This is a genomic window from Streptococcus sp. V913, assembly GCF_054353455.1.
The window spans coordinates 413,778-435,083 of record NZ_JBTHHX010000002.1 but is presented as its reverse complement, the minus strand read 5'-3'; the positions used below and the strand labels follow the sequence as shown (position 1 = coordinate 435,083).

The 21,306-nt window shown below is 40.8% G+C and carries 21 protein-coding genes; 3 read left to right on the top strand and 18 right to left on the bottom strand.

The features are described 5' to 3' along the window. The coding region (locus tag ACXYSL_RS06125) for an IS3 family transposase (protein ID WP_458624246.1) at positions 1–902 on the top strand (902 nt) is incomplete at its 5' end. Between the two features lie 50 nt (positions 903–952). On the opposite strand, the gene ACXYSL_RS06120 is transcribed toward ACXYSL_RS06125, so the two are convergent. The 6 genes from ACXYSL_RS06120 to ACXYSL_RS06095 all read right to left on the bottom strand — a co-directional run bounded on the left by ACXYSL_RS06120 (position 953) and on the right by ACXYSL_RS06095 (position 7,698). After that, on the bottom strand, positions 953–1,792 hold the full coding sequence (locus tag ACXYSL_RS06120) for an amino acid ABC transporter substrate-binding protein (RefSeq protein WP_458624245.1): 840 nt from the start codon (positions 1,790–1,792) through the stop codon (positions 953–955). 9 nt (positions 1,793–1,801) lie between these two features. Next, the gene (locus ACXYSL_RS06115) at positions 1,802–2,431 is read right to left on the bottom strand and encodes an amino acid ABC transporter ATP-binding protein (protein WP_295589084.1); all 630 of its coding nucleotides are present in this window, start codon (positions 2,429–2,431) and stop codon (positions 1,802–1,804) included. A 10-nt stretch (positions 2,432–2,441) separates the two neighbouring features. Further along, complete coding sequence (locus ACXYSL_RS06110) at positions 2,442–3,083, bottom strand: amino acid ABC transporter permease (protein ID WP_061598464.1); 642 nt, start codon at positions 3,081–3,083, stop codon at positions 2,442–2,444. Positions 3,084–3,219: 136 nt separating this feature from the next. Next, positions 3,220–4,449, bottom strand: a complete 1,230-nt coding sequence (locus tag ACXYSL_RS06105) for a tetratricopeptide repeat protein (RefSeq protein ID WP_458624244.1) — start codon at positions 4,447–4,449, stop codon at positions 3,220–3,222. After that, positions 4,439–5,605 carry an AI-2E family transporter gene (locus tag ACXYSL_RS06100; protein WP_458624243.1) on the bottom strand — a complete coding sequence of 389 codons (1,167 nt, stop codon included), beginning with the start codon at positions 5,603–5,605 and terminating at the stop codon, positions 4,439–4,441. Before ACXYSL_RS06100 ends, ACXYSL_RS06105 begins: the two co-directional genes overlap by 11 nt. 116 nt (positions 5,606–5,721) lie before the next feature. After that, a complete protein-coding gene (locus ACXYSL_RS06095; protein ID WP_007519706.1) occupies positions 5,722–7,698 on the bottom strand; it encodes a peptide ABC transporter substrate-binding protein in 1,977 nt (658 codons plus the stop codon). 176 nt (positions 7,699–7,874) lie between these two features. Between ACXYSL_RS06095 and ACXYSL_RS06090 the strand changes: the two genes are divergently transcribed. Then, positions 7,875–8,888: a lactonase family protein gene (locus tag ACXYSL_RS06090; protein WP_009730081.1), complete on the top strand. Its 1,014-nt coding sequence runs from the start codon at positions 7,875–7,877 to the stop codon at positions 8,886–8,888. Positions 8,889–8,931: 43 nt separating this feature from the next. Here ACXYSL_RS06090 and ACXYSL_RS06085 read toward each other — a convergent pair whose 3' ends face one another. The 11 genes from ACXYSL_RS06085 to ACXYSL_RS06035 all read right to left on the bottom strand — a co-directional run bounded on the left by ACXYSL_RS06085 (position 8,932) and on the right by ACXYSL_RS06035 (position 17,940). Next, positions 8,932–9,351: a F0F1 ATP synthase subunit epsilon gene (locus ACXYSL_RS06085; protein WP_000940837.1), complete on the bottom strand. Its 420-nt coding sequence runs from the start codon at positions 9,349–9,351 to the stop codon at positions 8,932–8,934. Between the two features lie 10 nt (positions 9,352–9,361). Next, complete coding sequence (gene atpD / locus ACXYSL_RS06080; RefSeq protein WP_000094371.1) at positions 9,362–10,768, bottom strand: F0F1 ATP synthase subunit beta; 1,407 nt, start codon at positions 10,766–10,768, stop codon at positions 9,362–9,364. Positions 10,769–10,853: 85 nt separating this feature from the next. Further along, complete coding sequence (locus ACXYSL_RS06075) at positions 10,854–11,732, bottom strand: F0F1 ATP synthase subunit gamma (protein WP_458624242.1); 879 nt, start codon at positions 11,730–11,732, stop codon at positions 10,854–10,856. A 15-nt stretch (positions 11,733–11,747) separates the two neighbouring features. Next, positions 11,748–13,253, bottom strand: coding sequence for a F0F1 ATP synthase subunit alpha (gene atpA, locus ACXYSL_RS06070; protein WP_084938535.1), 1,506 nt, complete (start codon positions 13,251–13,253; stop codon positions 11,748–11,750). 14 nt (positions 13,254–13,267) lie between these two features. After that, entirely contained in the window at positions 13,268–13,804 is a 537-nt protein-coding gene (locus tag ACXYSL_RS06065) for a F0F1 ATP synthase subunit delta (protein ID WP_458624241.1), read from the bottom strand. Next, positions 13,804–14,298 carry a F0F1 ATP synthase subunit B gene (gene atpF, locus ACXYSL_RS06060; RefSeq protein ID WP_000558551.1) on the bottom strand — a complete coding sequence of 165 codons (495 nt, stop codon included), beginning with the start codon at positions 14,296–14,298 and terminating at the stop codon, positions 13,804–13,806. Before atpF ends, ACXYSL_RS06065 begins: the two co-directional genes overlap by 1 nt. 13 nt (positions 14,299–14,311) lie before the next feature. Beyond that, on the bottom strand, positions 14,312–15,025 hold the full coding sequence (gene atpB / locus ACXYSL_RS06055) for a F0F1 ATP synthase subunit A (protein ID WP_458624240.1): 714 nt from the start codon (positions 15,023–15,025) through the stop codon (positions 14,312–14,314). Between the two features lie 34 nt (positions 15,026–15,059). Continuing rightward, a complete protein-coding gene (locus tag ACXYSL_RS06050) occupies positions 15,060–15,260 on the bottom strand; it encodes a F0F1 ATP synthase subunit C (protein WP_001054552.1) in 201 nt (66 codons plus the stop codon). A 231-nt stretch (positions 15,261–15,491) separates the two neighbouring features. Continuing rightward, positions 15,492–15,803, bottom strand: coding sequence for a CHY zinc finger protein (locus ACXYSL_RS06045; protein ID WP_458624239.1), 312 nt, complete (start codon positions 15,801–15,803; stop codon positions 15,492–15,494). Between the two features lie 14 nt (positions 15,804–15,817). Next, a complete protein-coding gene (locus ACXYSL_RS06040; RefSeq protein WP_000169124.1) occupies positions 15,818–17,104 on the bottom strand; it encodes a peptidase U32 family protein in 1,287 nt (428 codons plus the stop codon). Between the two features lie 137 nt (positions 17,105–17,241). Beyond that, on the bottom strand, positions 17,242–17,940 hold the full coding sequence (locus ACXYSL_RS06035; protein WP_458624238.1) for a GntR family transcriptional regulator: 699 nt from the start codon (positions 17,938–17,940) through the stop codon (positions 17,242–17,244). A 140-nt stretch (positions 17,941–18,080) separates the two neighbouring features. Here ACXYSL_RS06035 and guaA point away from each other — a divergent pair, with 140 nt between their 5' ends. Continuing rightward, positions 18,081–19,643 carry a glutamine-hydrolyzing GMP synthase gene (guaA, locus tag ACXYSL_RS06030; RefSeq protein ID WP_458624237.1) on the top strand — a complete coding sequence of 521 codons (1,563 nt, stop codon included), beginning with the start codon at positions 18,081–18,083 and terminating at the stop codon, positions 19,641–19,643. 82 nt (positions 19,644–19,725) lie between these two features. Here the strand turns inward: guaA and ffh are convergent, their stop codons facing one another. Continuing rightward, complete coding sequence (ffh, locus tag ACXYSL_RS06025) at positions 19,726–21,297, bottom strand: signal recognition particle protein (RefSeq protein ID WP_458624236.1); 1,572 nt, start codon at positions 21,295–21,297, stop codon at positions 19,726–19,728. Positions 21,298–21,306: the final 9 nt, after the last annotated feature.

The window sequence follows — 21,306 nt, the reverse complement described above, 5'->3', positions numbered from 1 at the left end:
TTAAAAGAGTTAGAGGAAAGGGACGAAGCCCTAGAGCGAGAAAGGCAGAAACAGTTAGAGAAATGGCTTCAGGAGGATTTCGACTAGATTTACTTCTTGAAACAGCACGTTTAGCTCGCCCAACTTACTATTATCAGTTGAAACAACTGGATGGGGTTGATAAAGATAAAGAGCTTAAAACCGAAATTCAGGCCATTTATAATGAACATAAAGGAAATTATGGCTATCGCCGAGTTACTCTCGAACTCAGAAATCGTGGTTTTGTAGTGAATCATAAGAAAGTTCAACGGTTGATGAGAATTCTTGGTTTAACGGCTCGAATTCGTCGGAAACGGAAGTATTCTTCCTACCGAGGAGAGATTGGCAAGAAAGCAGATAATCTCATTCAACTCCAGTTTGAAGCAACCAAACCAATGGAAAAGTGCTATACATATGTAACGGAGTTTGCCATTCCAGCAAGTACTCAAAAGCTTTACTTATCACCAGTTTTAGATGGCTTTAATAGCGAAATTATCGCCTATAATCTTTCAACTTCACCAAACTTAGAACAAGTGAAGAGTATGTTAGAACAGGCATTCACAGAGAAACACTATGAAAATACCATTTTACACAGCGACCAGGGCTGGCAATACCAACATGATTCTTATCATCGGTTCCTAGAGAGTAAGGGAATTCAAGCCTCCATGTCACGCAAGGGCAACAGCCCAGACAACGGCATGATGGAGTCGTTCTTTGGTATTTTGAAGTCGGAGATGTTTTACAGTTATGAGGAGTCGTTTCAGTCGCTTAAGCAATTGGAACAAGCCATTGTAGACTATATTGATTATTACAACAACAAACGAATTAAGGTAAAACTAAAAGGACTTAGTCCTGTGCAGTACAGAACTAAATCCTTTCAATAATTATTTGTCTAACTTTTTGGGGTCAGTACAGATAAACTCAATCTCTTTTCTTATTCTTGATTTTTAACTTGACTGGTGGCTACATCTTCTCCAAACCATTTCTGGCTGATTTCCTGGAATTTTCCTTCTTGGTATAGTGATATAAAGGCTTGGTTCAAAGCGGCTAACAAAGTTTTATCAGCAGGTCTAACACCCACTGCAAAAGCTTCACTTTCAAATCCAGCTGAAAAGACATTGTAGTCACTTAATATCCCTTCAGACTGGAGATAATAATTAGCATATACTCGGTCAATCAACAAGGCATCAATCCGATCATTTTTCAAATCAATTAAGGCTTCATTGAAACTTTGGTATTGATTAGCCTTCTGGTCTTTCACTCGGTTCTTGAGTAGTTCTGGTTGTCCTTCAAAATTCAAATAGCCAGAAGATCCAGCCTGGGCCCCTAAAATTTTGTCTGTCATATCCTGAATTGAGTGGATATTTTGAGACTTTTTAGAGACCAAAACTTGTTGATTTTCCATGTAAGGAATAGTAAAGGCAACCTTCTCTTTCCGTTCATCTGTAGCTGTATAGCCATTCCAGATGGCATCAATGGTACCATTTTGTAGTTCGGTTTCTTTCATATCCCAATCGATGGGTTGAAATTTAATCTGAATTCCTAGCTTTTCAGAGACAGCTTGGGCTAGGTCAATATCAAAGCCCGCGTACTGACCATTCTTTTCCTCAAATCCCATGGGAACAAAGGTATTGTCAAATCCAATAGTAATGCTACCCTGCTTTTGATATTTGGACCAATTATCCTGATTTGGATCACTTGCCTTCTGAGTACAAGCCGTCAGGAAGAAGCTAAAGAACAGAGCAAGTACAAGGGCAATTTTCTTTCTCTTCATAGACACCTCCTACTTTGGATCAACCTTAAGGATCTGATCGGCAATGTTTTCCGCAAATTGAAGGTCGTGCGTCACAACAATCTGGGTCATCCCACGCTCTTTATTTTGAAGGATAAGTTTTTCTACTTCTAATCGCAATTCTGGGTCTAAGGCCGATGTAGGTTCATCATATCCAATAATTTCTGGGTTTATCATCATGGCGCGTGCTAAGGCCACCCGTTGTTTTTGCCCACCAGATAATGAGAAAGGAAAGGCATCTGCATGCCCAGCTAACCCAAGTTGTTCTAACAAACCACGCGCCTTCTTCTCAGCAACTTCCTTCTCCATGCTCATGGTTTTTATGGGCGACAGAGTTAAGTTTTCTAGAACTGACAAATGCGGAAAGAGTTGAAAATCTTGGAAAACAAATCCCAGAAGATTGCGCTTTTCGAGTTCATCTATAGCTAGCGATTCGCCGTTATAGTAGATTTCCCCTGAATCGATGGTTTCCAATCCAGCTAGCATACGTAACAAGGTGGTCTTGCCTCCTCCTGATGGACCTACGATTGCGAGGATTTGCTTTTCAGGAATTGATAGGCTGAAATTGGTTAAGATTTGTTTGCCACCAAAGGATTTATTGATATTTCGTAATTCTAACATAGCAATCCTCCTATCTGTAATAACTGTACTTCTTCTCAAGTTTTTTCGCTACAATGGTTACAAGACCAATCATGATTAAATAAATAGCTCCAGCTAAAAACATAGGAACAAGACTGGCATCTCGATTGGCTGCAGTCCTACTAGCCAAAATCAAATCTGAAATCCCCAAAGCATAGACCAAAGAAGTATCCTTGACCAAACTCATAATTTCATTAAAGACACTCGGTAAGACAATCTTTGTAACCTGAGGAAGGATGATATAGCGAACTGTATCAAAGGAGCCAAATTTTAACACTTTTGCGGCTTCATACTGCCCTTTGGGAATGGTTTCAATCCCACCACGAAAGATTTCTGCAAAGTAGGCTGCATAGTTCAATACAAAAGCGATCACAGCAGCAGGCAAACGATCTAAACGTATCCCAATGCTAGGAAGAACATAGTAAATAAAGATTAATTGCAAGAGCAAAGGAGTCCCTCGCATTACCCAAATATAAAGGTCAATGAGATAATGGAGGGGTTTCCAACGGACTTGCAAAGCAAAGGCGACGACAATACCTAAGGGAATTGAAAAAATTAAAACCAGAGCAAAGACCTGAAGTGTCATACTTGCACCGTTTAACAAACTTGGTAATATCTCAAACATATAAGACATACTGCACCTCCTAAAAATAATTGTTCCTATTATAGCATAAATAAACAATTTAGCAAGAGTAATTGTAAAAAAATTCTATTTCTTCCAAAAAAACGTATCTGCCAAATTGACGGATACATTTTTAGAGAGATAACTTTTAAAGTGTTTCTAAGAGTTCTTGCATCTGAACATCATCTGGAACGAGTTTTAAATAGGCTTCAGCTTGTATCTTGGCCTCTTCAAAATATCCTAATTCACGCAAAAGATAAGTATACTGCTCCAGAAATTCAGGATTATCCTTGAGGTCAGACGATAGTTCCTGATAGAGCTCATAGGCCTTATCTAAATCCTCGATTTCCTGGTAAGAGCGTGCAATCATCCACTTGGTCAAGAGGTTTTCAGGTTCTTGACTTTGGAGAGCGATGATATCTTCATACCGCTCTTGTTCCATATAAATGGTTGCGAGGCGAAGAAAAATTTCTTCTGTATCCTCTGCATCTTCTTTAGCAGTAAGGAGAAACTGCTCTGCAGCACTAGGATCATGCAATTCATACGAAAACTGAGAAGCAGCTAGCAAGAGACGGGTTTCAAATGGATTTTTCTGCAGTCCTTTTTTAACGATACGAAGGGCCTCTTCCACCTGATGTTCCTTATGCAAGGCTTGACTATAACCATACTCATATCCTTCAAAATCTGGTGAAATGGTATCAATCTGCTTAAAGTAAAGAACAGATTTTTGATACTCTTCTTGATCAAAGTAAAGACTAGCCAGTTCAAAGGCAGTTTGGTCATCGTATTCTAATTCTAAAGCTTTTTCTAAGAATTCAGTTGCAGCTTCAAACTTACCTAACTGGGCATAAGCATAACCAATTCGTTGATAGGTTGAGACACCCGTTTGCTCATAGATAGAGCGATTGTCTAACTGAGCATAGCCCTGAATGGCGTCCTGATAATTCCCTAACTCGCTATCCAACTCAGCCAAACCAAAAACTAATAAGGGATCGTCTGAGTAGTTTAGGGCTTCCAGTAACTTTTCACGCGAAACATCTGTCAATCCTTCCAACTGATAGAGGTCTGCCTTCAAGGCCAAGGCCGATACGTACCAGTAACTTTCGGGTGTGATTTCCTCAAGGTAAGCAAAGGCTTCCTCAACATTGCCATCCTCACTAGCAATGCTTGCTAAATTCAGATTCACTTCTGGGAATTCTGTAACGATATGTTGGTAAATTTCTTTTGCTTGAGGATAAAAGCCAATTCCCTCTAGATAGCTTGCTAGTTCGTAAAGAACTTCACTTGAATCTGTTTCGAGGGCTTTGTGATAATACTGATCCGCCTTGGTTAAATCCTGTTCATCCAGAGCCTGGAGCATGCGTTGACTATTGTTCACTCTTGATTTCCTCCCCTTCTTCTTCATACAGACCGCTGACTTTTTTATACCAGTTAAAGATAGCTGAGATAACGACCTTGGCAGAAGCATAGACAGGAATTCCCAGCAAGACTCCCCAAATACCAAACATAGAACCTGAAGTTAGGAGAACAAAGAGGACATTGATCGGATGGATGTTTAGCTGACTACCTAAAATAAGCGGAGAAACGAAGCGACCTTCAATCGTTTGTTCAACAATAAAGACAATAATCACTTTCAAAAGCATCACAGGTCCTGCAATCAAGCCCAAAACCAAAGCAGGCAACATCGCTAGAAAACTACCTAGATAAGGTACTAGATTGAGGATACCAGCCGTAATCCCCAGGGTCACAGCATATCTGAGACCAATAATCTTAAAGAAGATAATAAACATAATTGCCACGATAATAGCAACAGTAACCTGTCCTCTAACGTAGTTTGACAACTGTTTATTGACATCTGACAAAACTTGTCCAACAGGTTCTTTTAACTTGTTTGGGATGAATTTAGTTAGGTAATCTCGCAAGCCTTTCCCATCTCTCAAAAGATAAAAGAGCATGAATGGTACGATAATAACCGCTACAATGACCTGGGAAACACTACTGATAAAGGCGCTGACCCAGTTAACTGCTTGGGAAGAGATTTTGCTGGCCCACAGGGTAGCTTCACTAGAAATATTGGAAAGAACCTGCTCCAACTGTGGTCTAAAATCATCTGGCAAACGTTTGGTTACAAGATCATTGATGACACGGTCAGCATCTTCGAGGTATGTCGGTACATTTTTCGCAAAAGTTAAGACTTGGCGTTGGAGATTTGGAATTGCGACTGCCAGACCCCAAATGATAAAAAGTCCAATGATGACAAATACAATACTGATGGCAAGTACACGATTGATCTTGTGTTTCTCCATCCAGTCAACAATCGGATTGAGGAGGTAATAAAGTAAACCAGATAAAATAACTGGCAACATGACAACTCCTAGAAAATCCAAAACCGGTAAAAAGATAAAACTAATCTTACTTAGAATGAAAAGATTCAAGCCCAGTAACAAGGTCACTAAGAATACAGTAATAGCTTTATTATCTAAAAACCACTTGAAGAACCAAGATAGGCTAAAATGTTTCTCTTTATGTTCCATAAATACATCCTTTCTGTCATTCTCTCATTATACCATTTTTAGACTAAAATAACTCTTTTTTAAAGTGCTTACATAGATAGACAAAAAGAAAAATCTCCTCAATTGAGGAGATTTATTTAATCTTTAATATGACTTGATAGTTGTTTTTGGTATTCTTCGTTTGATTTTGCTTTTTCTTCAGCAAATTTCTTGCGGAATTCTTCCATTTCTTTACTTGTCACAATCTTATCTTGAATCTTCAGATATTTATAACTGTTTTCGCCTGTTTTATCGCCGACCCAACCATCTGCTCCTGTTCCTGGGACTTTCTTTGTAACAAGCATTTGGGCACCGTCAGAGTTAACAGGGATGATCAAAGCACTATCCGTCAACCATGCTTGAGCTTTAGCATATTTTGAATAGCGTTTTTCGAGATCTGTTTTCTCACTGTTTGCATCATCAAGTAATTCTTTGTATTTATCCAATCCTACTGCCTTAATGGCTGAACTATCTGATCCTGGTGCAATACCAAGTGCTCCAAGAAGAGTTGGTCCAGATGTTGGATCAAATGCATCAAGATAGGTTGATGGATCTGCATAGTCTGGGCTCCATCCACTGTTTGGATTGATATCCCAGTCGATATTGTCTTTTGAAGTTGCAAGAACGGTCATACTTCCCAATTCATCATCAGAAACTTGTTGGATATCAACCACTACATTTTCAACTCCAAGAGCTTCCTCTATTGATTGTTTATACGATTGAGCTTGACGTACAAAATCCGTTTGAGTAGAGGAAACTGGCAAGTCCAAATGAATAGGGAACTGAACACCGTCGGCTTGAAGAGTTTTTTTAGCCGCTTCAAGTTTGGTTTTAGCTTTCTCTACATTATGAAGTGAATCTTGTGCATCATCTAGGCTAACATCGCTCCAAGCAGTATCCAACTTGTCAAGTTCTGCTTTTGTTACTTGACCAAAAGATTGATCTCCAATTTGAACAAACGTTGGAGGTGTAAAGCTAGTACGTAATTTACGAGGGGCAACTTCATCACCAAATACTTGAGAGACAGCAGCCTTACGATCTGCTCCAAAAGCCAAGGCTTGGCGGAAATCTTTGTTCAACAAAGCTTTCTTAGTAGATGTCTTTTCTTCGTCCGTTGTTTTAGAAGTATGGTTATAGGCTACACGGTCAATATTAGTTGAAATGTAGTAGCTACCTCCTCTTTGTTGACCATACACAATGTTGTCTTTGTATTTTTCTTTGAATCGCTCATAGTTTGCAGAATTCTTAAAGAGGGGAGCTGCTGGGTAGTGGCCTTCATCAAAACCACGACCAAGAGAGTCTGCATCTTGACCATCAAAGAAGGTTAATTTTATATCATCAATAAAGACATTTCCTTTATCCCAATAGTTTTGGTTTTTCGTCATCTCGATTGAAGATTTCGATGTGAGACCTTTCAGAAGGTAAGGACCATTGTATAAAATACTTGTAACATCAGTAGGTTTACCAAAATCATCCCCCTTAGAGGCTAAAAAGTCTTCATTGATTGGTGCTAAAACACCCATCGTTGTCTTGGAATTCCAGAAAGATTCAGGATTATTAAGCGTATAAACAAGAGTATAATCATCTGTCGCCTTAATTCCAACAGTAGAAAAATCATTTGTTTTCCCGTTAATATAATCATCCAACCCTTTGATTGAATCCTGTACAAGATAGAGGGCTTGTGATTTCTTAGCGACAGCATGTTTCAAACCTGTCACGAAATCCTGAGCCTTTACTTCACCATATTCTTCGCCTTCATTAGTGTACCACTTAATCCCTTTCCGGATTTTATAGGTGTAAGTCAAACCATCTTTAGAAACACTCCAGTCCTCTGCTACAGACGGCACAAGATTTCCATATTGGTCATTCTCAAGCAAACCATCGATGACATTCCCAGTCACCTGTTTGGTACTGGAATTTCCAGAAACTGTATAGTCCAAAGTTGCAGGATCCGATGAGAAGACATAAGTATAAGTCACAGGTTGGTTGGCGTTTTTACCACCAGACGAACAAGCTGCTAGTAGTGCTGATGACAACACTGCTACTGCAGCCGTTAGAAAAATACGTTTTTTCATAAGACACTCCTTTAAATCAAATATATCATTATTATATCACTTTGATTTTTGAAAGCAAGGTAAAAACTAAATAAATCTCCCTAAGATGTTTTCTGTAATTTTTAAAAAATGATGAAAGTCAGTTAAGAATTTCATTTTGTGGTATAATGAACTTATCATTATTAAGAGGTATGGACATGAAAGAAACTGTTTATTTTGGAACTTACACTCGTCGCTTATCTAAAGGGATTTACAAAGCTGATTTTAATACAGAAACAGGCCAGCTTGCAAATCTTGAACTCTTTGCTGCTGAACCAAGTCCGACCTACCTTGCCTTTGACCAACAGCAACACTTATACACCGTAGGGAGCCAGGATGGCTTGGGTGGAATCGCTGCTTACAAGACCGACGGCACTTTGTTAAATCATGTGGTGGAAGAAGGCGCTCCTCATTGTTATGTGACAGTAGATGAAAAACGTGGTCTCGTTTATGGGGCCAACTATCATAAAGGTCAAGTTCTAGTTTATAAACGTCAATCGGATGGTAGACTCATCCAAACAGATCTAGATCAGCATAGCGGACAAGGTCCTCATGAAAACCAATCTTCCCCACATGTACACTTTACGGATCTAACACCTGACCAGTATCTCGTCACATGTGATCTAGGAACGGATGAAGTAACGACCTACGATGTTAGCCCAGAAGGAAAACTAAGTAAACTCTACACTTATCACAGCCAAGCTGGAGCAGGTGCTCGCCACATCGTTTTCCATCATCATTATAAGATTGCCTACCTCATCTGTGAACTCAACAGTACCATTGAAGTCTTGATTTACGATGGTGTTGGTGAATTTGAACGCATGCAAGTCATTTCGACTTTGCCAGATGGATATGAGGAATTTAATGCTACTGCTGCCATTCGTCTTTCAAAAGACGGCAAATACCTCTATGCATCCAACCGAGGTCATGATTCCATTGCTGTATTTAGCATCCTAGCTGATGGTAGTTTGGAATTATTAGAGATTGTTCCAAGTCATGGTAAAACACCACGTGATTTCGACCTAACTCCTGACCAAGAATTTCTAATTGCAGTTCACCAAGATTCAGATAATGCAACCGTCTTTAAACGTAATCCTAAAACTGGTCGATTAGCTGAGCTTTCTAACGATTTCCGAGTTCCCGAAGCCGTTTGCATCACATTTAAACATTAATGTAAAATAAAAATGAACTTGCTTAAGCAAGTTCATTTTTATTTTACAATTTATTTCCGACATTGATACGGTTAATGGCACGTTGCAAAGCAACCTTAGCTCGCCGTTCTTGGTCAATCAAGTGTTTATCTTGTGCTTCTTCAATCTCACGTTCAGCACGAAGTTTAGCACGTTGGGCACGGCTAATATCGATATCACGAGCACGTTCTGCTGAGTCTGCTACAATAGTAATGATGTCATTGGCAATCTCGATAATTCCTCCGTTCACTGCAATCCAGTTCACATGAGTATCGTCATCGATTCGTTTTACCTTTACTTCATCAACCGCTAAAACCGCAATCATATTTTCATGTCGTGGCAAGATCCCCATCTCACCATCCAGAGTTCGTACCGATACAAAGCTGGCATGGTGATCATAGACGAGGCCATCTGGTGTCACGATCTGGACAGTTAAATGAGCCATAGATCACCTCTTAAAATCCCATTTTCTCAGCCTTAGCAATGACGTCTTCGATTGAACCGACACCACGGAAGGCATCTTCCGGTAGATGGTCATGTTTTCCTTCAAGGATTTCCTTAAAGCCGCGAACTGTTTCCGCTACTGGTACATAAGAACCAGGTTGACCAGTAAATTGTTCGGCAACGTTGAAGTTTTGAGACAAGAAGAACTGGATACGACGGGCACGGGCAACCAAGGTCTTTTCTTCATCAGAGAGTTCATCCATACCAAGGATAGCAATGATATCTTGCAATTCATGGTAACGTTGAAGGACACGTTTGACTTCAGCAGCAACTGCATAGTGCTCCTCACCAACAATCTCAGGTGCCAAGGCACGAGAGCTTGAAGCCAACGGATCAACGGCTGGATAAATACCCAATTGTACCAACTTACGTTCCAAGTTTGTTGTTGAATCCAAGTGAGCGAAGGCTGTTGCTGGCGCTGGGTCAGTGTAGTCATCCGCTGGCACATAGATAGCCTGGATAGAGGTTACAGAACCCTTCTTGGTTGATGTGATACGCTCTTGCAATTGACCCATTTCAGTAGCAAGTGTTGGTTGGTAACCAACGGCTGATGGCATACGACCCAAAAGGGCAGATACTTCAGAACCAGCCTGAGTGAAACGGAAAATATTATCAATAAAGAGAAGCACATCTTGGCCTTCTACATCACGGAAATATTCGGCGATTGTCAAGCCAGTAAGGGCAACACGCATACGTGCTCCAGGTGGTTCATTCATCTGACCAAATACCATGGCTGTTTTCTCGATAACGCCTGATTCTTTCATTTCCCAGTAAAGGTCGTTCCCCTCACGAGTACGTTCCCCAACACCGGTAAATACGGAAATACCACCGTGTTCTTGGGCAATATTGTGAATCAATTCTTGAATCAGGACAGTTTTACCAACTCCGGCACCACCGAAGAGTCCAACTTTACCACCTTTTAGGTAAGGGGCAAGAAGGTCGATAACCTTGATCCCTGTTTCCAAGATTTCAGATGAGGTAGACAATTCATCAAAAGTTGGAGCTTTCTTATGAATCGGCTGACGCTCAGCGTCTTCAGCGAAAGGAGCATCCAAGTCGATGGTATCTCCCAAAACATTGAAGACACGTCCCAAAGTTTCTTTACCTACTGGAACAGAGATTGGACGGCCTGTGTCCAAAACTTCCATTCCACGAGTCAAACCATCTGTTGATTCCATGGCGATCGTACGAACCATACCATCACCCAACTCCAAGGCTACTTCAAGGACGATTTTTGTTTTTCTTTCGTCATTTTTGTAGACGACAAGTGCATTATTAATCTCAGGAAGTGTTTCCCCTGCTGCGAACAAGACGTCGACAACGGGTCCAATAACCTGAGCAATTTTACCTGAACTCATCTCCTTCTCCTATTCTATATAAGATACTATCGGTTCCTAGTTCAACTAGGTCCTAAGTTCATTTTAATACGAGGGAGGCAAAGCCTTATTCTAAGGCACTAGCCCCCGCTACAATTTCTGTAATTTCTTGTGTAATCGCCGCCTGTCTGGCACGGTTATACTGGATTGTCAAATCATTGATGACTTTCTTAGCATTATCAGTTGCCGTTTGCATGGCCGTCATACCTGCAGCATTCTCAGCTGTCTTGGCATCGATGATAGCCCCGTATATCATACTTTCTGCAAACTGAGGTAACAACTGCTCTAGAATCTCATCACGACTCGTTTCCAACTCAAATGTCAAGCTATACTCTTCATCCGCTTCATTTGGATCTAAGTCAACAATCGGCAGCATTTGTTCCACACGCATTTGACTTGTGAGAGTATTGACATGATGGTTGTAACAAACATAGAGTTCATCAAAAAGTTCATTTTGATACATTTCAATCGTTTTTGAAATAATTTTACGAACTTCATCAAAACTTGGTTGGTCGGCCAAGCCACGTAGTTCATAGATTGGTTGAATGCCACGAGCCTTAAAGAAATCAGCTCCCATACCTCCAATACAGATTATCTCAAAACCTGTACCATCTGGATGGTATTCTTCTTTCAGCTCCATCACAGCTTTAAGGATGGAAGCATTATAACCTCCAACCAAGCCACGGTCTGAAGTAATAACGATATAGCCTGTTTTCTTAACTGGGCGACTAATGAGCATCGGATTGGTAGAACCACCAGATCTGTTACCATGCAGAATATCCGTCAAAAGCTTACGAACCTTCTGAGCATAAACTTGAAAGTTGCGTGCTGCTTCTTCAGAGCGACCTAACTTGGCAGCCGATACCATTTGCATGGCATTGGTGATTTGACTAGTATTTTTTGTTGAGGCGATTTTTGTTTTAATATCATTTAGAGATACTGCCATTTGACACCTCTATTCTTATTGGAAACTGGATTGATTGAGAAACTCTGTAATCGCAGCATCCAAGACTGCTTCATCTGGCAAGTCTTTCGTTTCACGAATAGTTTCCAAAATCTCTGGATGTTGTGCATCAAAGAAATCATAAAACTCTTCCTCGAAACGAACAATGTCATCTACAGGAATCGTATCCAAGAAACCATGTGTCAAAGCATAAAGAATGGTTACTTGTTTCTCAACAGGTAATGGTTTATGAACTGGTTGTTTCAGAACTTCAACGGTACGACGTCCACGATTTAACTTAGCCTGAGTTGCCGCATCCAAATCAGAACCAAACTTAGTGAAGGCTTCCAACTCACGATATGAAGCAAGGTCGATACGAAGTGTACCAGCAACCTTCTTCATAGCTTTGATTTGTGCAGAACCACCTACACGAGATACAGATGAACCCGCATCGATAGCTGGACGAATACCCGCATTGAAGAGACCGTCGCCAAGGAAGATTTGACCATCTGTGATTGAAATCACGTTGGTTGCGATATAAGCAGAGATATCTCCTGCTTGTGTCTCGATAAATGGTAGAGCTGTGATTGAACCACCACCAAGTTCATCAGAAACCTTAGCTGAACGCTCAAGCAAACGGCTATGAAGGTAGAAAACATCCCCAGGGAAGGCTTCACGACCTGGTGGACGACGAAGCAAGAGGGAAAGTTCACGATAAGCGACCGCTTGTTTTGAAAGATCATCATAAACGATCAAAACATGCTTCCCTTGGTACATAAACTCTTCTGCCATAGCGACCCCAGCATAAGGAGCTAGGAAGAGCAATGGAGAAGGTTGTGAAGCAGAGGCTGTCACAACGATTGTGTAGTCCAAGGCACCGTACTGACGAAGTGTTTCAACTTGCGTACGAACAGTTGACTCTTTTTGTCCAATCGCTACATAGATACAGATCATATCTTGACCTTTTTGGTTCAAAATAGCATCAATAGCGATGGTTGTTTTCCCTGTCTGACGGTCACCGATAATCAACTCACGTTGACCACGACCAATCGGAACAAGGGCATCAATAGCTTTCAAACCTGTTTGCAATGGTTCTGATACAGACTTACGTTGCATAACGCCAGGAGCCGGCGCTTCTACTGGACGAGACTTATCAGTATGGATTTCTCCAAGACCGTCAACTGGACGACCAAGTGGATCCACAACACGTCCAATAAGGCTCTCACCAACAGGAACTTCCATGATTTTACCTGTACGACGAATTGTATCGCCTTCACGAATATCTGTAAAGTCACCTAGGATGATAATCCCAACGTCTGTTGACTCCAAGTTTTGCGCCATCCCATAAGAGCCGTTTTCAAAAATCAACAGTTCTCCACTCATGGCGTTTTCAAGGCCGTGAGCACGCGCAATTCCGTCCCCGATATAGGTTACAACACCTGTTTCAGATACATCAAAATTGGGTTTGAAATTTTCAATTTGTTGCTTAATTAAAGCGCTGATTTCTTGTGCGTTAATTGCCAAAAGAACACCACTTTCTATTTCAAATTTTCTTTAACAACTTCAAGTTGTTGTTTAATACTCACATCAATTGTCTTGTGATTAGCAAAAATGACAAAACCACCAATGAGTCCTTCATCGATTTGTTCTTTGACGCTCCGCACTTTCAGAGACATTTTTTTCTCTATCAATGGGAGCAGACGTTCCCTCTGGTCATCTGTTAAAGGATAGGCTGAAGAAATCGTGATAACAAAACGATTGGTCTCTTTTTCAAGGCGATTCAAACAATCCGCAATTACTTCATAAAAAAGATTTGCTCTGTGATTGTAAACCAGGACTTGAATAAAGTTTTGCATTAAAGGTGACACGGAGTCTTGAAAGAAACGAACTGTTTTTTCCTTATCTGACTCATCAACTGCCACCTGAGCTAAAAAAGAAGGTAAGCCCGTTTCTTCTGCGACTTGCTTGATTTGATCCAAGTCTGAAAAAATCTGGTCCTCTTCTCCTTTTTCAATCACTAATTGGACAAAAGGCATGCTGTATTTTTCAATTACCTTTGCTGTTTTCTTGTCCATTAGGCTTCTCCTAGCTGATCGATATACTGATCAATGAGTTCCTTATGGGCATGACTATCAAGGTTTTGTGAGATGATTTTCCCAGCTAGGCTAACTGTCAAATCTGCCACCTCGCCCTTAACACTTTGTAAAGCCTCAGCTTTGTTTTGCGCAATTTCTTGGTTAGCTTTTTCTTTCAAGCGACCAGCTTCTAGCTTAGCTTCAGCCAAAATATCTGATTTACTCTTTTCAGCTGTCTCTTTAGCATTTTCAATGATAGTTTTAGCTTCACTACGACTACCTGCTAATTCATCTTCGCGCTTTTGAGCAAGAGTCTCTGCTTTTTGACGAGCTTGTTCAGCGCCATCAATATCAGCAGCAATCTTTTCAGCTCGTTCTTCAAAGATACTCGTCAAGTTTGACCATGCGTATTTTTTGACTAGGACGACCAAAAGGATAAAAGAGCCAGCGATTAAAATAAAGTTACCAATCAATTCACCTACTGTTACGTGCATCATTTACTCCTTTCTACTCTTCATCATTAATTTTATTTCCTAGATACATTGAAGACAAGACTGTGAATACATAGGCCTGAACACAGGAAATAAACACAGAGAATGCCGTCCAGACAAGATTGGTAACAAATGCGACTGGATACCAATAAAGAGCCTGATGAGAAAGAGTAATAAGCAAGCTTGCCATCACTTCTCCGGCAAAGATATTCCCGAACACCCGCAAAGCAAGTGATAGGAAATTCGTGACTTCTTCAAGGAGATTCATCGGTGTCATAAAACCTGGGGTTACAAAACCTTTTAGATATTTTTTAATACCACGACGACGAATTCCTTCTATATGGGTCATCAGGATAATTCCAAACGACAAAGCCAAGTCAAACTGGAGATTTGCAGTTGGCGATGTCCAAAGGTTTGTCCCATCTGTAGTTTGAAGTTTTGCCATCAAACCAAGATTGTTTGCGATAACCATAAAAAGAAATAAACACAAGTAAAAGAGTGAGTAATCTTTCATGTACCGAGAACCTACGTTGGGTTCTGTAAATCCGACTACAAAGTCATAGAGATACTCTAGTACATTTTGCTTTCCTTTGGGTTTCACAGTCATATTACGACTTGCCCAATAGATAAAGGCAAAAATCAGTGCCACAGACAACAAAGTCAATGCTGTCAAGGTTAAATCAAAGGTAACAGGACCAATATTGATGGTTGGATTGATACTTTCTTCCATCTAGAATCCTCCCTTTTCCATTTTATACTTCTCTTTATTTGATGATAAATGAAAATACGAGAGTTACAAAGAATGTTCCTTCGATAAAGGCAATCCCCATGATCATCAAACTACGCAATTGTGGGATGATGTCTGGTTGGCGTGCTGCAGACTTGAACAAACCGTTCATCAAAAATCCTTCTGCAAGAGATACACCCATACAGGCAAGACATAGACCGAAAAATGTTAAATTCATGATGAATTCTCCTTTTATTTAAAATTTACTTACTTAGTTTAGTCCTAAAATTTGTTTTTGTCAACTTTTTACTTACGTTGGAAGCGTTTCAGATGATTTATTTTTATTTTTGCTATTTTTATACCACTGTATAGATAAGTTTCTCATTTTATGATGAAATGTGTTTCCACTTTCTCTATATTTTCCGAAATAAATTGAAAAATCCAAGTTTAGAACTTGGATAGATTCATTTTATTTGAAATAGTAGGAATAGTGTTGTTTACACCCTGGATTAAATGGAGATTTGCAATAAGGGCAGGCTATTTGTTTTTGATATTCTTGAAATGTTATTGTCCTCATACAAGCCCCACATAAAATCGGTCGATCCTCCGCAAGCGTCAAGGGGTAAGGTGAAAACAAATGCGTTTCTATAGCATCGTGGCACTGATAGCAAGCATAGTATTTTTTACACTCATAGCACTGGAGGGAAACAATATCCTTTTCACTATGATAATGAACACATCTGCCTTCATCATCTACTAATAAACCTTGTGCTTGAATCATTCCCTTTTCCTTATCTAGGCACGAACTGTGACACTTGTCCCGTCTTCCTTATAGAGATTGATAAGACCTTCTTTGAGAGCTCGAACCATATCCCCAGCTTGCACAGGTTGAGGAACCTTAATGGTCAAGAGTTCCATTGGATTTGGAGCACGGTCGATTTTATTGCCTTTAGAATCGTGAAGATTTTCGATATAGGTTTCAAAATGACGGAAACCTGGTCCATAAAACTCAACTTGATCGCCTTCGTTGATGACATTTCGTTGACGAATGGTTGCTGTCTGGGTTGCATCATCATAAGAAACCACCTCAGCGACAAACTTGTATTCAGGGATTTTACGACGTGCACCAAACAACTGTTCATTTTCTGTAGGTGTGCTATAGTAGAAACCTGTTGCCAATTCACGTTGGGCAACCTTCCACATCTCATCTACCAAGTCTTGTTTGATAGCTTCAAATTTTTCTGGGCTTTCAAGGTAAGCATCCACAGCCGCCTTGTAACAGTTAGTTACTGTTGAAACATAGTGGATTGACTTCATACGACCTTCAATTTTTAGACTATCTACACCATTTTCAATCATATCTGGAATATGGTCAATCATGGACATGTCAACGGCTGACATTGAAAATTCTTCTGGAATTTCACCTTTAAGACTCTTACGTTCTTGACCAAAAGGCATGTCGTAAAGGTCGTATTTCCAACGGCAAGACTGAGAACAGCCCCCACGGTTGGCATCACGCATACTCATGTGGTTTGAGAGAGTGCAGCGTCCTGAGTAGGAAATACACATGGCTCCATGGACAAAGGCTTCAATTTCTACATCTGTACGTTTGCGAATTTCTGCCAATTCTTCCATTGAAACCTCACGGGCCAAAACCACACGTGTCAATCCTAGTTCTTTCCAGAACTCAAGCGTTTCATAGTTCGTCGCACTGGCTTGAGTAGAGAGGTGAATTTCAAGACCTGGCGCTTCAGTTGCTGCAATCATGATCAAGGCCGGATCTGACACGATAACTGCCGCAATCCCAATGTCTCGCAACTTACGGAACCACTCGCCAGCCCCAGCTTCGTTTCCTTCGTGCATAACCATGTTGGCAGCTACATAGACCTTGGCACCATACTTGGCAGCGAACTGCACACCTTCTTCCATCTGTTCAAAGGTGAAGTTTCCTGCACGGCTACGAAGACCATAAGCTTGTCCACCTATAAAAACAGCATCAGCTCCATACCGAACAGCCACTTTTAGCTTCTCTAAAGTCCCTGCAGGCGATAAAACCTCAGGACGTTTTAATGTTTTTGTCATATTTTCTCCTATTTGCAATATAAAAGTTTGACGTTTTTCCTTCTCATTTTATAGTAAATAATAGATAAAATCAAGCCTAGACAGATTGTTTTGACAATTCTAATCTTTTAAGAAAACAAAAAACTAGCCTTTCTAAACTAGTTATTTTCAAGATAAAATTCAAAGCGTTCACCCACGTATTGACTCTTTACATATTCGAAAGCTGTCCCATCATCGAGATAGGAAACCTGAGTCAAGGCTAAAATAGCATGCCCTTTTTCGACTTCTAAGTAATGGGCAATCTTTTCCTTAGCCAATCTCGCATAAATGGTCTGTTGGGATTTGCCAATACGGTAGCCATGTTGCTGCAAGGTTTGAAAGAAGTGACTGGTGATTTCTTCTTTTTTGAAATCCTTAATGAATTTCTCAGGAATGGATGCGACTTCATAGACTAGCGGAACTTGGTCAGCGTAACGCACCCGTTCCATACGAATGATATTATCAGTTGGTGAAATCCCAAGTTTTGCCACTTCCTGCTCGTTGGGAATGGTTCTCCTATAAGAAATCAGCTGACTAGAAGGAACTTTTCCTTGAGCTTTGACAATCTCCGTAAAACTAGTGGTGCCCCGCATTTTTTCTTGAACTCGAGTACTAGAAACAAAGGTTCCGCTTCCTACACGACGCTCCAAAACTCCCTCCTCAACCAAGAGAGAGATAGCCTGGCGTAATGTCATCCGGCTAACTTGAAACTGGTCTGCAAGATCCCGTTCACTAGGAAGCCTTTCTCCTATCATCCAACGATGCTTGTCGATATCTTTTTTTATCTGATCGTGGATTTTCATATAAGCTGGTAACATGCTTTTCACTTCTTTTCTTTATTTTCTCTATTGTACCGTATTTAATTAGGAAAAGTCAAACTTTGCCTTGTTTAGTTGGTAATTCGCTCTCATTTGTGATAGAATATTGAAAAAGATATTTCTTTTGAGAAAGGAAAAAGATGAGCAACATTTCAACTGATTTGCAAGATGTCGAAAAGATCATTGTGCTGGACTATGGTAGCCAATACAACCAGCTGATTTCACGCCGTATTCGTGAAATTGGTGTTTTTTCAGAGCTAAAAAGTCACAAAATCTCAGCTGCAGAGGTTCGTGCGATTAACCCTGTAGGGATCATCCTCTCTGGTGGACCAAACTCTGTATACGAAGATGGTTCATTTGATATTGACCCAGAAATTTTTGAACTTGGCATTCCAATTTTGGGAATCTGCTACGGTATGCAACTTTTAACTCATAAGCTTGGAGGAAAAGTTGTTCCTGCAGGTGATGCTGGTAACCGCGAGTATGGCCAATCACCACTTACTCATACCACTTCTGCCCTCTTTGAAGGGACTCCTGAAGAACAGATTGTTTTGATGAGCCACGGTGATGCGGTTACTGAGATTCCTGCTGACTTTGTTCGTACAGGTACTTCTGCCGACTGCCCTTATGCAGCTATTGAAAACCCTGACAAGCACATCTATGGTATCCAATTCCACCCAGAAGTGCGCCATTCTGTATACGGAAATGATATCCTTCGCAACTTTGCCCTTAACATCTGTAAGGCTAAAGGCGACTGGTCAATGGACAACTTCATCGACATGCAGATCAAGAAAATCCGTGAAACTGTAGGTGACAAGCGTGTTCTTCTAGGTCTATCAGGTGGTGTTGACTCTTCTGTTGTTGGGGTTCTTCTTCAAAAAGCAATCGGTGATCAATTAATCTGTATCTTTGTAGACCACGGTCTTCTCCGTAAAGGGGAAGCAGACCAAGTTATGGACATGCTTGGTGGTAAGTTTGGTTTGAATATCGTTAAAGCAGATGCTGCTAAACGATTCCTTGATAAACTTGCTGGCATTTCTGATCCTGAACAAAAACGTAAAATCATCGGTAACGAGTTTGTTTATGTCTTTGATGACGAAGCAAGAAAGCTAAAAGATGTAAAATTCCTTGCTCAGGGAACGCTTTATACTGACGTGATTGAGTCTGGAACTGATACTGCTCAAACCATCAAGTCACACCACAACGTTGGTGGTCTACCAGAAGACATGCAGTTTGAATTGATTGAACCATTGAACACTCTTTATAAAGACGAAGTTCGTGCCCTTGGTACAGAGCTTGGTATGCCAGACCACATCGTATGGCGCCAACCATTCCCAGGACCAGGTCTTGCTATCCGTGTCATGGGTGAAATCACTGAAGAAAAACTAGAAACTGTTCGTGAGTCTGATGCTATCCTTCGTGAAGAAATCGCTAAAGCTGGTCTTGACCGCGATATCTGGCAATACTTCACTGTCAACACAGGCGTTCGTTCAGTCGGTGTTATGGGTGATGGTCGTACTTATGACTACACGATTGCCATTCGTGCTATCACTTCTATCGATGGGATGACAGCTGACTTTGCCAAGATTCCTTGGGAAGTCCTTCAAAAGATTTCTGTACGTATCGTAAACGAAGTTGACCACGTTAACCGCATCGTCTACGATATTACAAGTAAACCACCAGCAACCGTTGAGTGGGAATAGGCCAATCGCGCTTAAAAAGAACTCTGAATCTGATTCAGAGTTCTTTTTTATATGTAGGGAAAGCATTTCTGCTTTCCTTTTTTTATTTGCGTTTCTTCTTCGCTTTTTTCATTTTGTTGGCCATGCGTTTCATAGACTGTTTCATGGCGAATTCGCCAATTTTACCTTTAAGTCCGCCACCAAACATCTGGGTCATATCTGGCATGCCTGCTCCTCCGAGAGCTGACATATCGGGCATTCCACCTTGCCCCATCATTCCTTCAAGGGCAGACATATCCATTCCTCCCATATTTGGCATATTTTTAGGGAGGTTATTTGGATTGATGCCCATTTGTTTCATCATCTTGTTCATATCACCAGACATGACACCTTGCATGAGCTGTTTGGCCTGGTTAAAGTCCTTGATGAATTTATTGACTTCGACAAATGTATTTCCAGAACCTGCAGCAATACGACGGCGACGACTTGGATTTAACAAATCAGGGTTTTCACGTTCTTCAGGTGTCATAGAAGACACAATGGCACGTTTGCGCGCAATCTGGCGCTCATCCACCTTCATATTTTGAAGGGCAGGGTTGTTAGCCATACCTGGAATCATCTTGAGCAAGTCTTCCATTGGCCCCATGTTTTGCACCTGATCCAATTGATCAATGAAATCATTGAAATCAAAGGTGTTTTCACGCATCTTTTCAGCCATTTCAAGGGCCTTCTGCTCATCGTATTCCTGAGAAGCTTTCTCAATCAATGTCAGCATATCCCCCATGCCAAGGATACGGCTTGACATACGGTCTGGGTGGAAGGTTTCGATATCTGTAATCTTTTCACCCGTACCAGTGAACTTGATAGGTTTACCAGTGATGTGGCGAACAGACAAAGCCGCACCACCACGAGTATCCCCATCAATCTTGGTAAGGATAACACCAGTCACTTCTAACTGAGCATTAAACTCACGGGCAACATTAGCCGCTTCTTGACCAATCATGGCGTCCACTACGAGTAGAATTTCGTTTGGTTGGGCCAATGCTTTTACGTCACGAAGCTCATCCATTAGGAGCTCATCAATCTGTAAACGACCTGCCGTATCGATCAAGACATAGTCGTTATGATTGGCTTGTGCTTGCTCCAAACCTTGACGAACAATCTCAACAGCTGGCACTTCTGTTCCAAGTGCAAAAACAGGGACATCGATTTGTTGTCCAAGTGTTTTCAACTGATCGATGGCTGCTGGACGATAGATATCCGCTGCAATCATCAATGGACGGGCATTTTCTTCCTTCTTGAGTTTGTTAGCCAATTTACCGGCAAAGGTTGTTTTACCAGCCCCCTGCAAACCGACCATCATGATAATAGTTGGAATTTTGGGTGACTTGATAATTTCTGCCGTATCAGAACCTAAAACAGCTGTCAGTTCCTCATCAACGATTTTGATAATCTGTTGTGCAGGATTAAGGGTATCAATAACTTCATGTCCAACTGCACGCTCACGCACTTTCTTGATAAAGTCCTTCACAACAGGCAAGGCAACGTCGGCTTCAAGCAAGGCCAAGCGAATCTCTTTGGTTGCTTCCTGGACATCAGCCTCAGAAATTTTTCCTTTTTTACGTAGATTTTTAAAGACGTTCTGTAAACGTTCTGTTAAACTTTCAAATGCCATTTTTCTTCC

Excerpts from the sequence above, each read along its gene's own strand:
- ACXYSL_RS06120 (WP_458624245.1), bottom strand. The coding sequence starts at position 1,792 with ATGAAGAGAAAGAAAATTGCCCTTGTACTTGCTCTGTTCTTTAGCTTC.
- ACXYSL_RS06115 (WP_295589084.1), bottom strand. The coding sequence starts at position 2,431 with ATGTTAGAATTACGAAATATCAATAAATCCTTTGGTGGCAAACAAATC.
- ACXYSL_RS06110 (WP_061598464.1), bottom strand. The coding sequence starts at position 3,083 with ATGTCTTATATGTTTGAGATATTACCAAGTTTGTTAAACGGTGCAAGT.
- ACXYSL_RS06100 (WP_458624243.1), bottom strand. The coding sequence starts at position 5,605 with ATGGAACATAAAGAGAAACATTTTAGCCTATCTTGGTTCTTCAAGTGG.
- ACXYSL_RS06095 (WP_007519706.1), bottom strand. The coding sequence starts at position 7,698 with ATGAAAAAACGTATTTTTCTAACGGCTGCAGTAGCAGTGTTGTCATCA.
- ACXYSL_RS06090 (WP_009730081.1), top strand. The coding sequence starts at position 7,875 with ATGAAAGAAACTGTTTATTTTGGAACTTACACTCGTCGCTTATCTAAA.
- ACXYSL_RS06085 (WP_000940837.1), bottom strand. The coding sequence starts at position 9,351 with ATGGCTCATTTAACTGTCCAGATCGTGACACCAGATGGCCTCGTCTAT.
- atpD (WP_000094371.1), bottom strand. The coding sequence starts at position 10,768 with ATGAGTTCAGGTAAAATTGCTCAGGTTATTGGACCCGTTGTCGACGTC.
- ACXYSL_RS06075 (WP_458624242.1), bottom strand. The coding sequence starts at position 11,732 with ATGGCAGTATCTCTAAATGATATTAAAACAAAAATCGCCTCAACAAAA.
- ACXYSL_RS06065 (WP_458624241.1), bottom strand. The coding sequence starts at position 13,804 with ATGGACAAGAAAACAGCAAAGGTAATTGAAAAATACAGCATGCCTTTT.
- atpF (WP_000558551.1), bottom strand. The coding sequence starts at position 14,298 with ATGCACGTAACAGTAGGTGAATTGATTGGTAACTTTATTTTAATCGCT.
- atpB (WP_458624240.1), bottom strand. The coding sequence starts at position 15,025 with ATGGAAGAAAGTATCAATCCAACCATCAATATTGGTCCTGTTACCTTT.
- ACXYSL_RS06050 (WP_001054552.1), bottom strand. The coding sequence starts at position 15,260 with ATGAATTTAACATTTTTCGGTCTATGTCTTGCCTGTATGGGTGTATCT.
- ACXYSL_RS06045 (WP_458624239.1), bottom strand. The coding sequence starts at position 15,803 with ATGATTCAAGCACAAGGTTTATTAGTAGATGATGAAGGCAGATGTGTT.
- ACXYSL_RS06040 (WP_000169124.1), bottom strand. The coding sequence starts at position 17,104 with ATGACAAAAACATTAAAACGTCCTGAGGTTTTATCGCCTGCAGGGACT.
- ACXYSL_RS06035 (WP_458624238.1), bottom strand. The coding sequence starts at position 17,940 with ATGTTACCAGCTTATATGAAAATCCACGATCAGATAAAAAAAGATATC.
- guaA (WP_458624237.1), top strand. The coding sequence starts at position 18,081 with ATGAGCAACATTTCAACTGATTTGCAAGATGTCGAAAAGATCATTGTG.
- ffh (WP_458624236.1), bottom strand. The coding sequence starts at position 21,297 with ATGGCATTTGAAAGTTTAACAGAACGTTTACAGAACGTCTTTAAAAAT.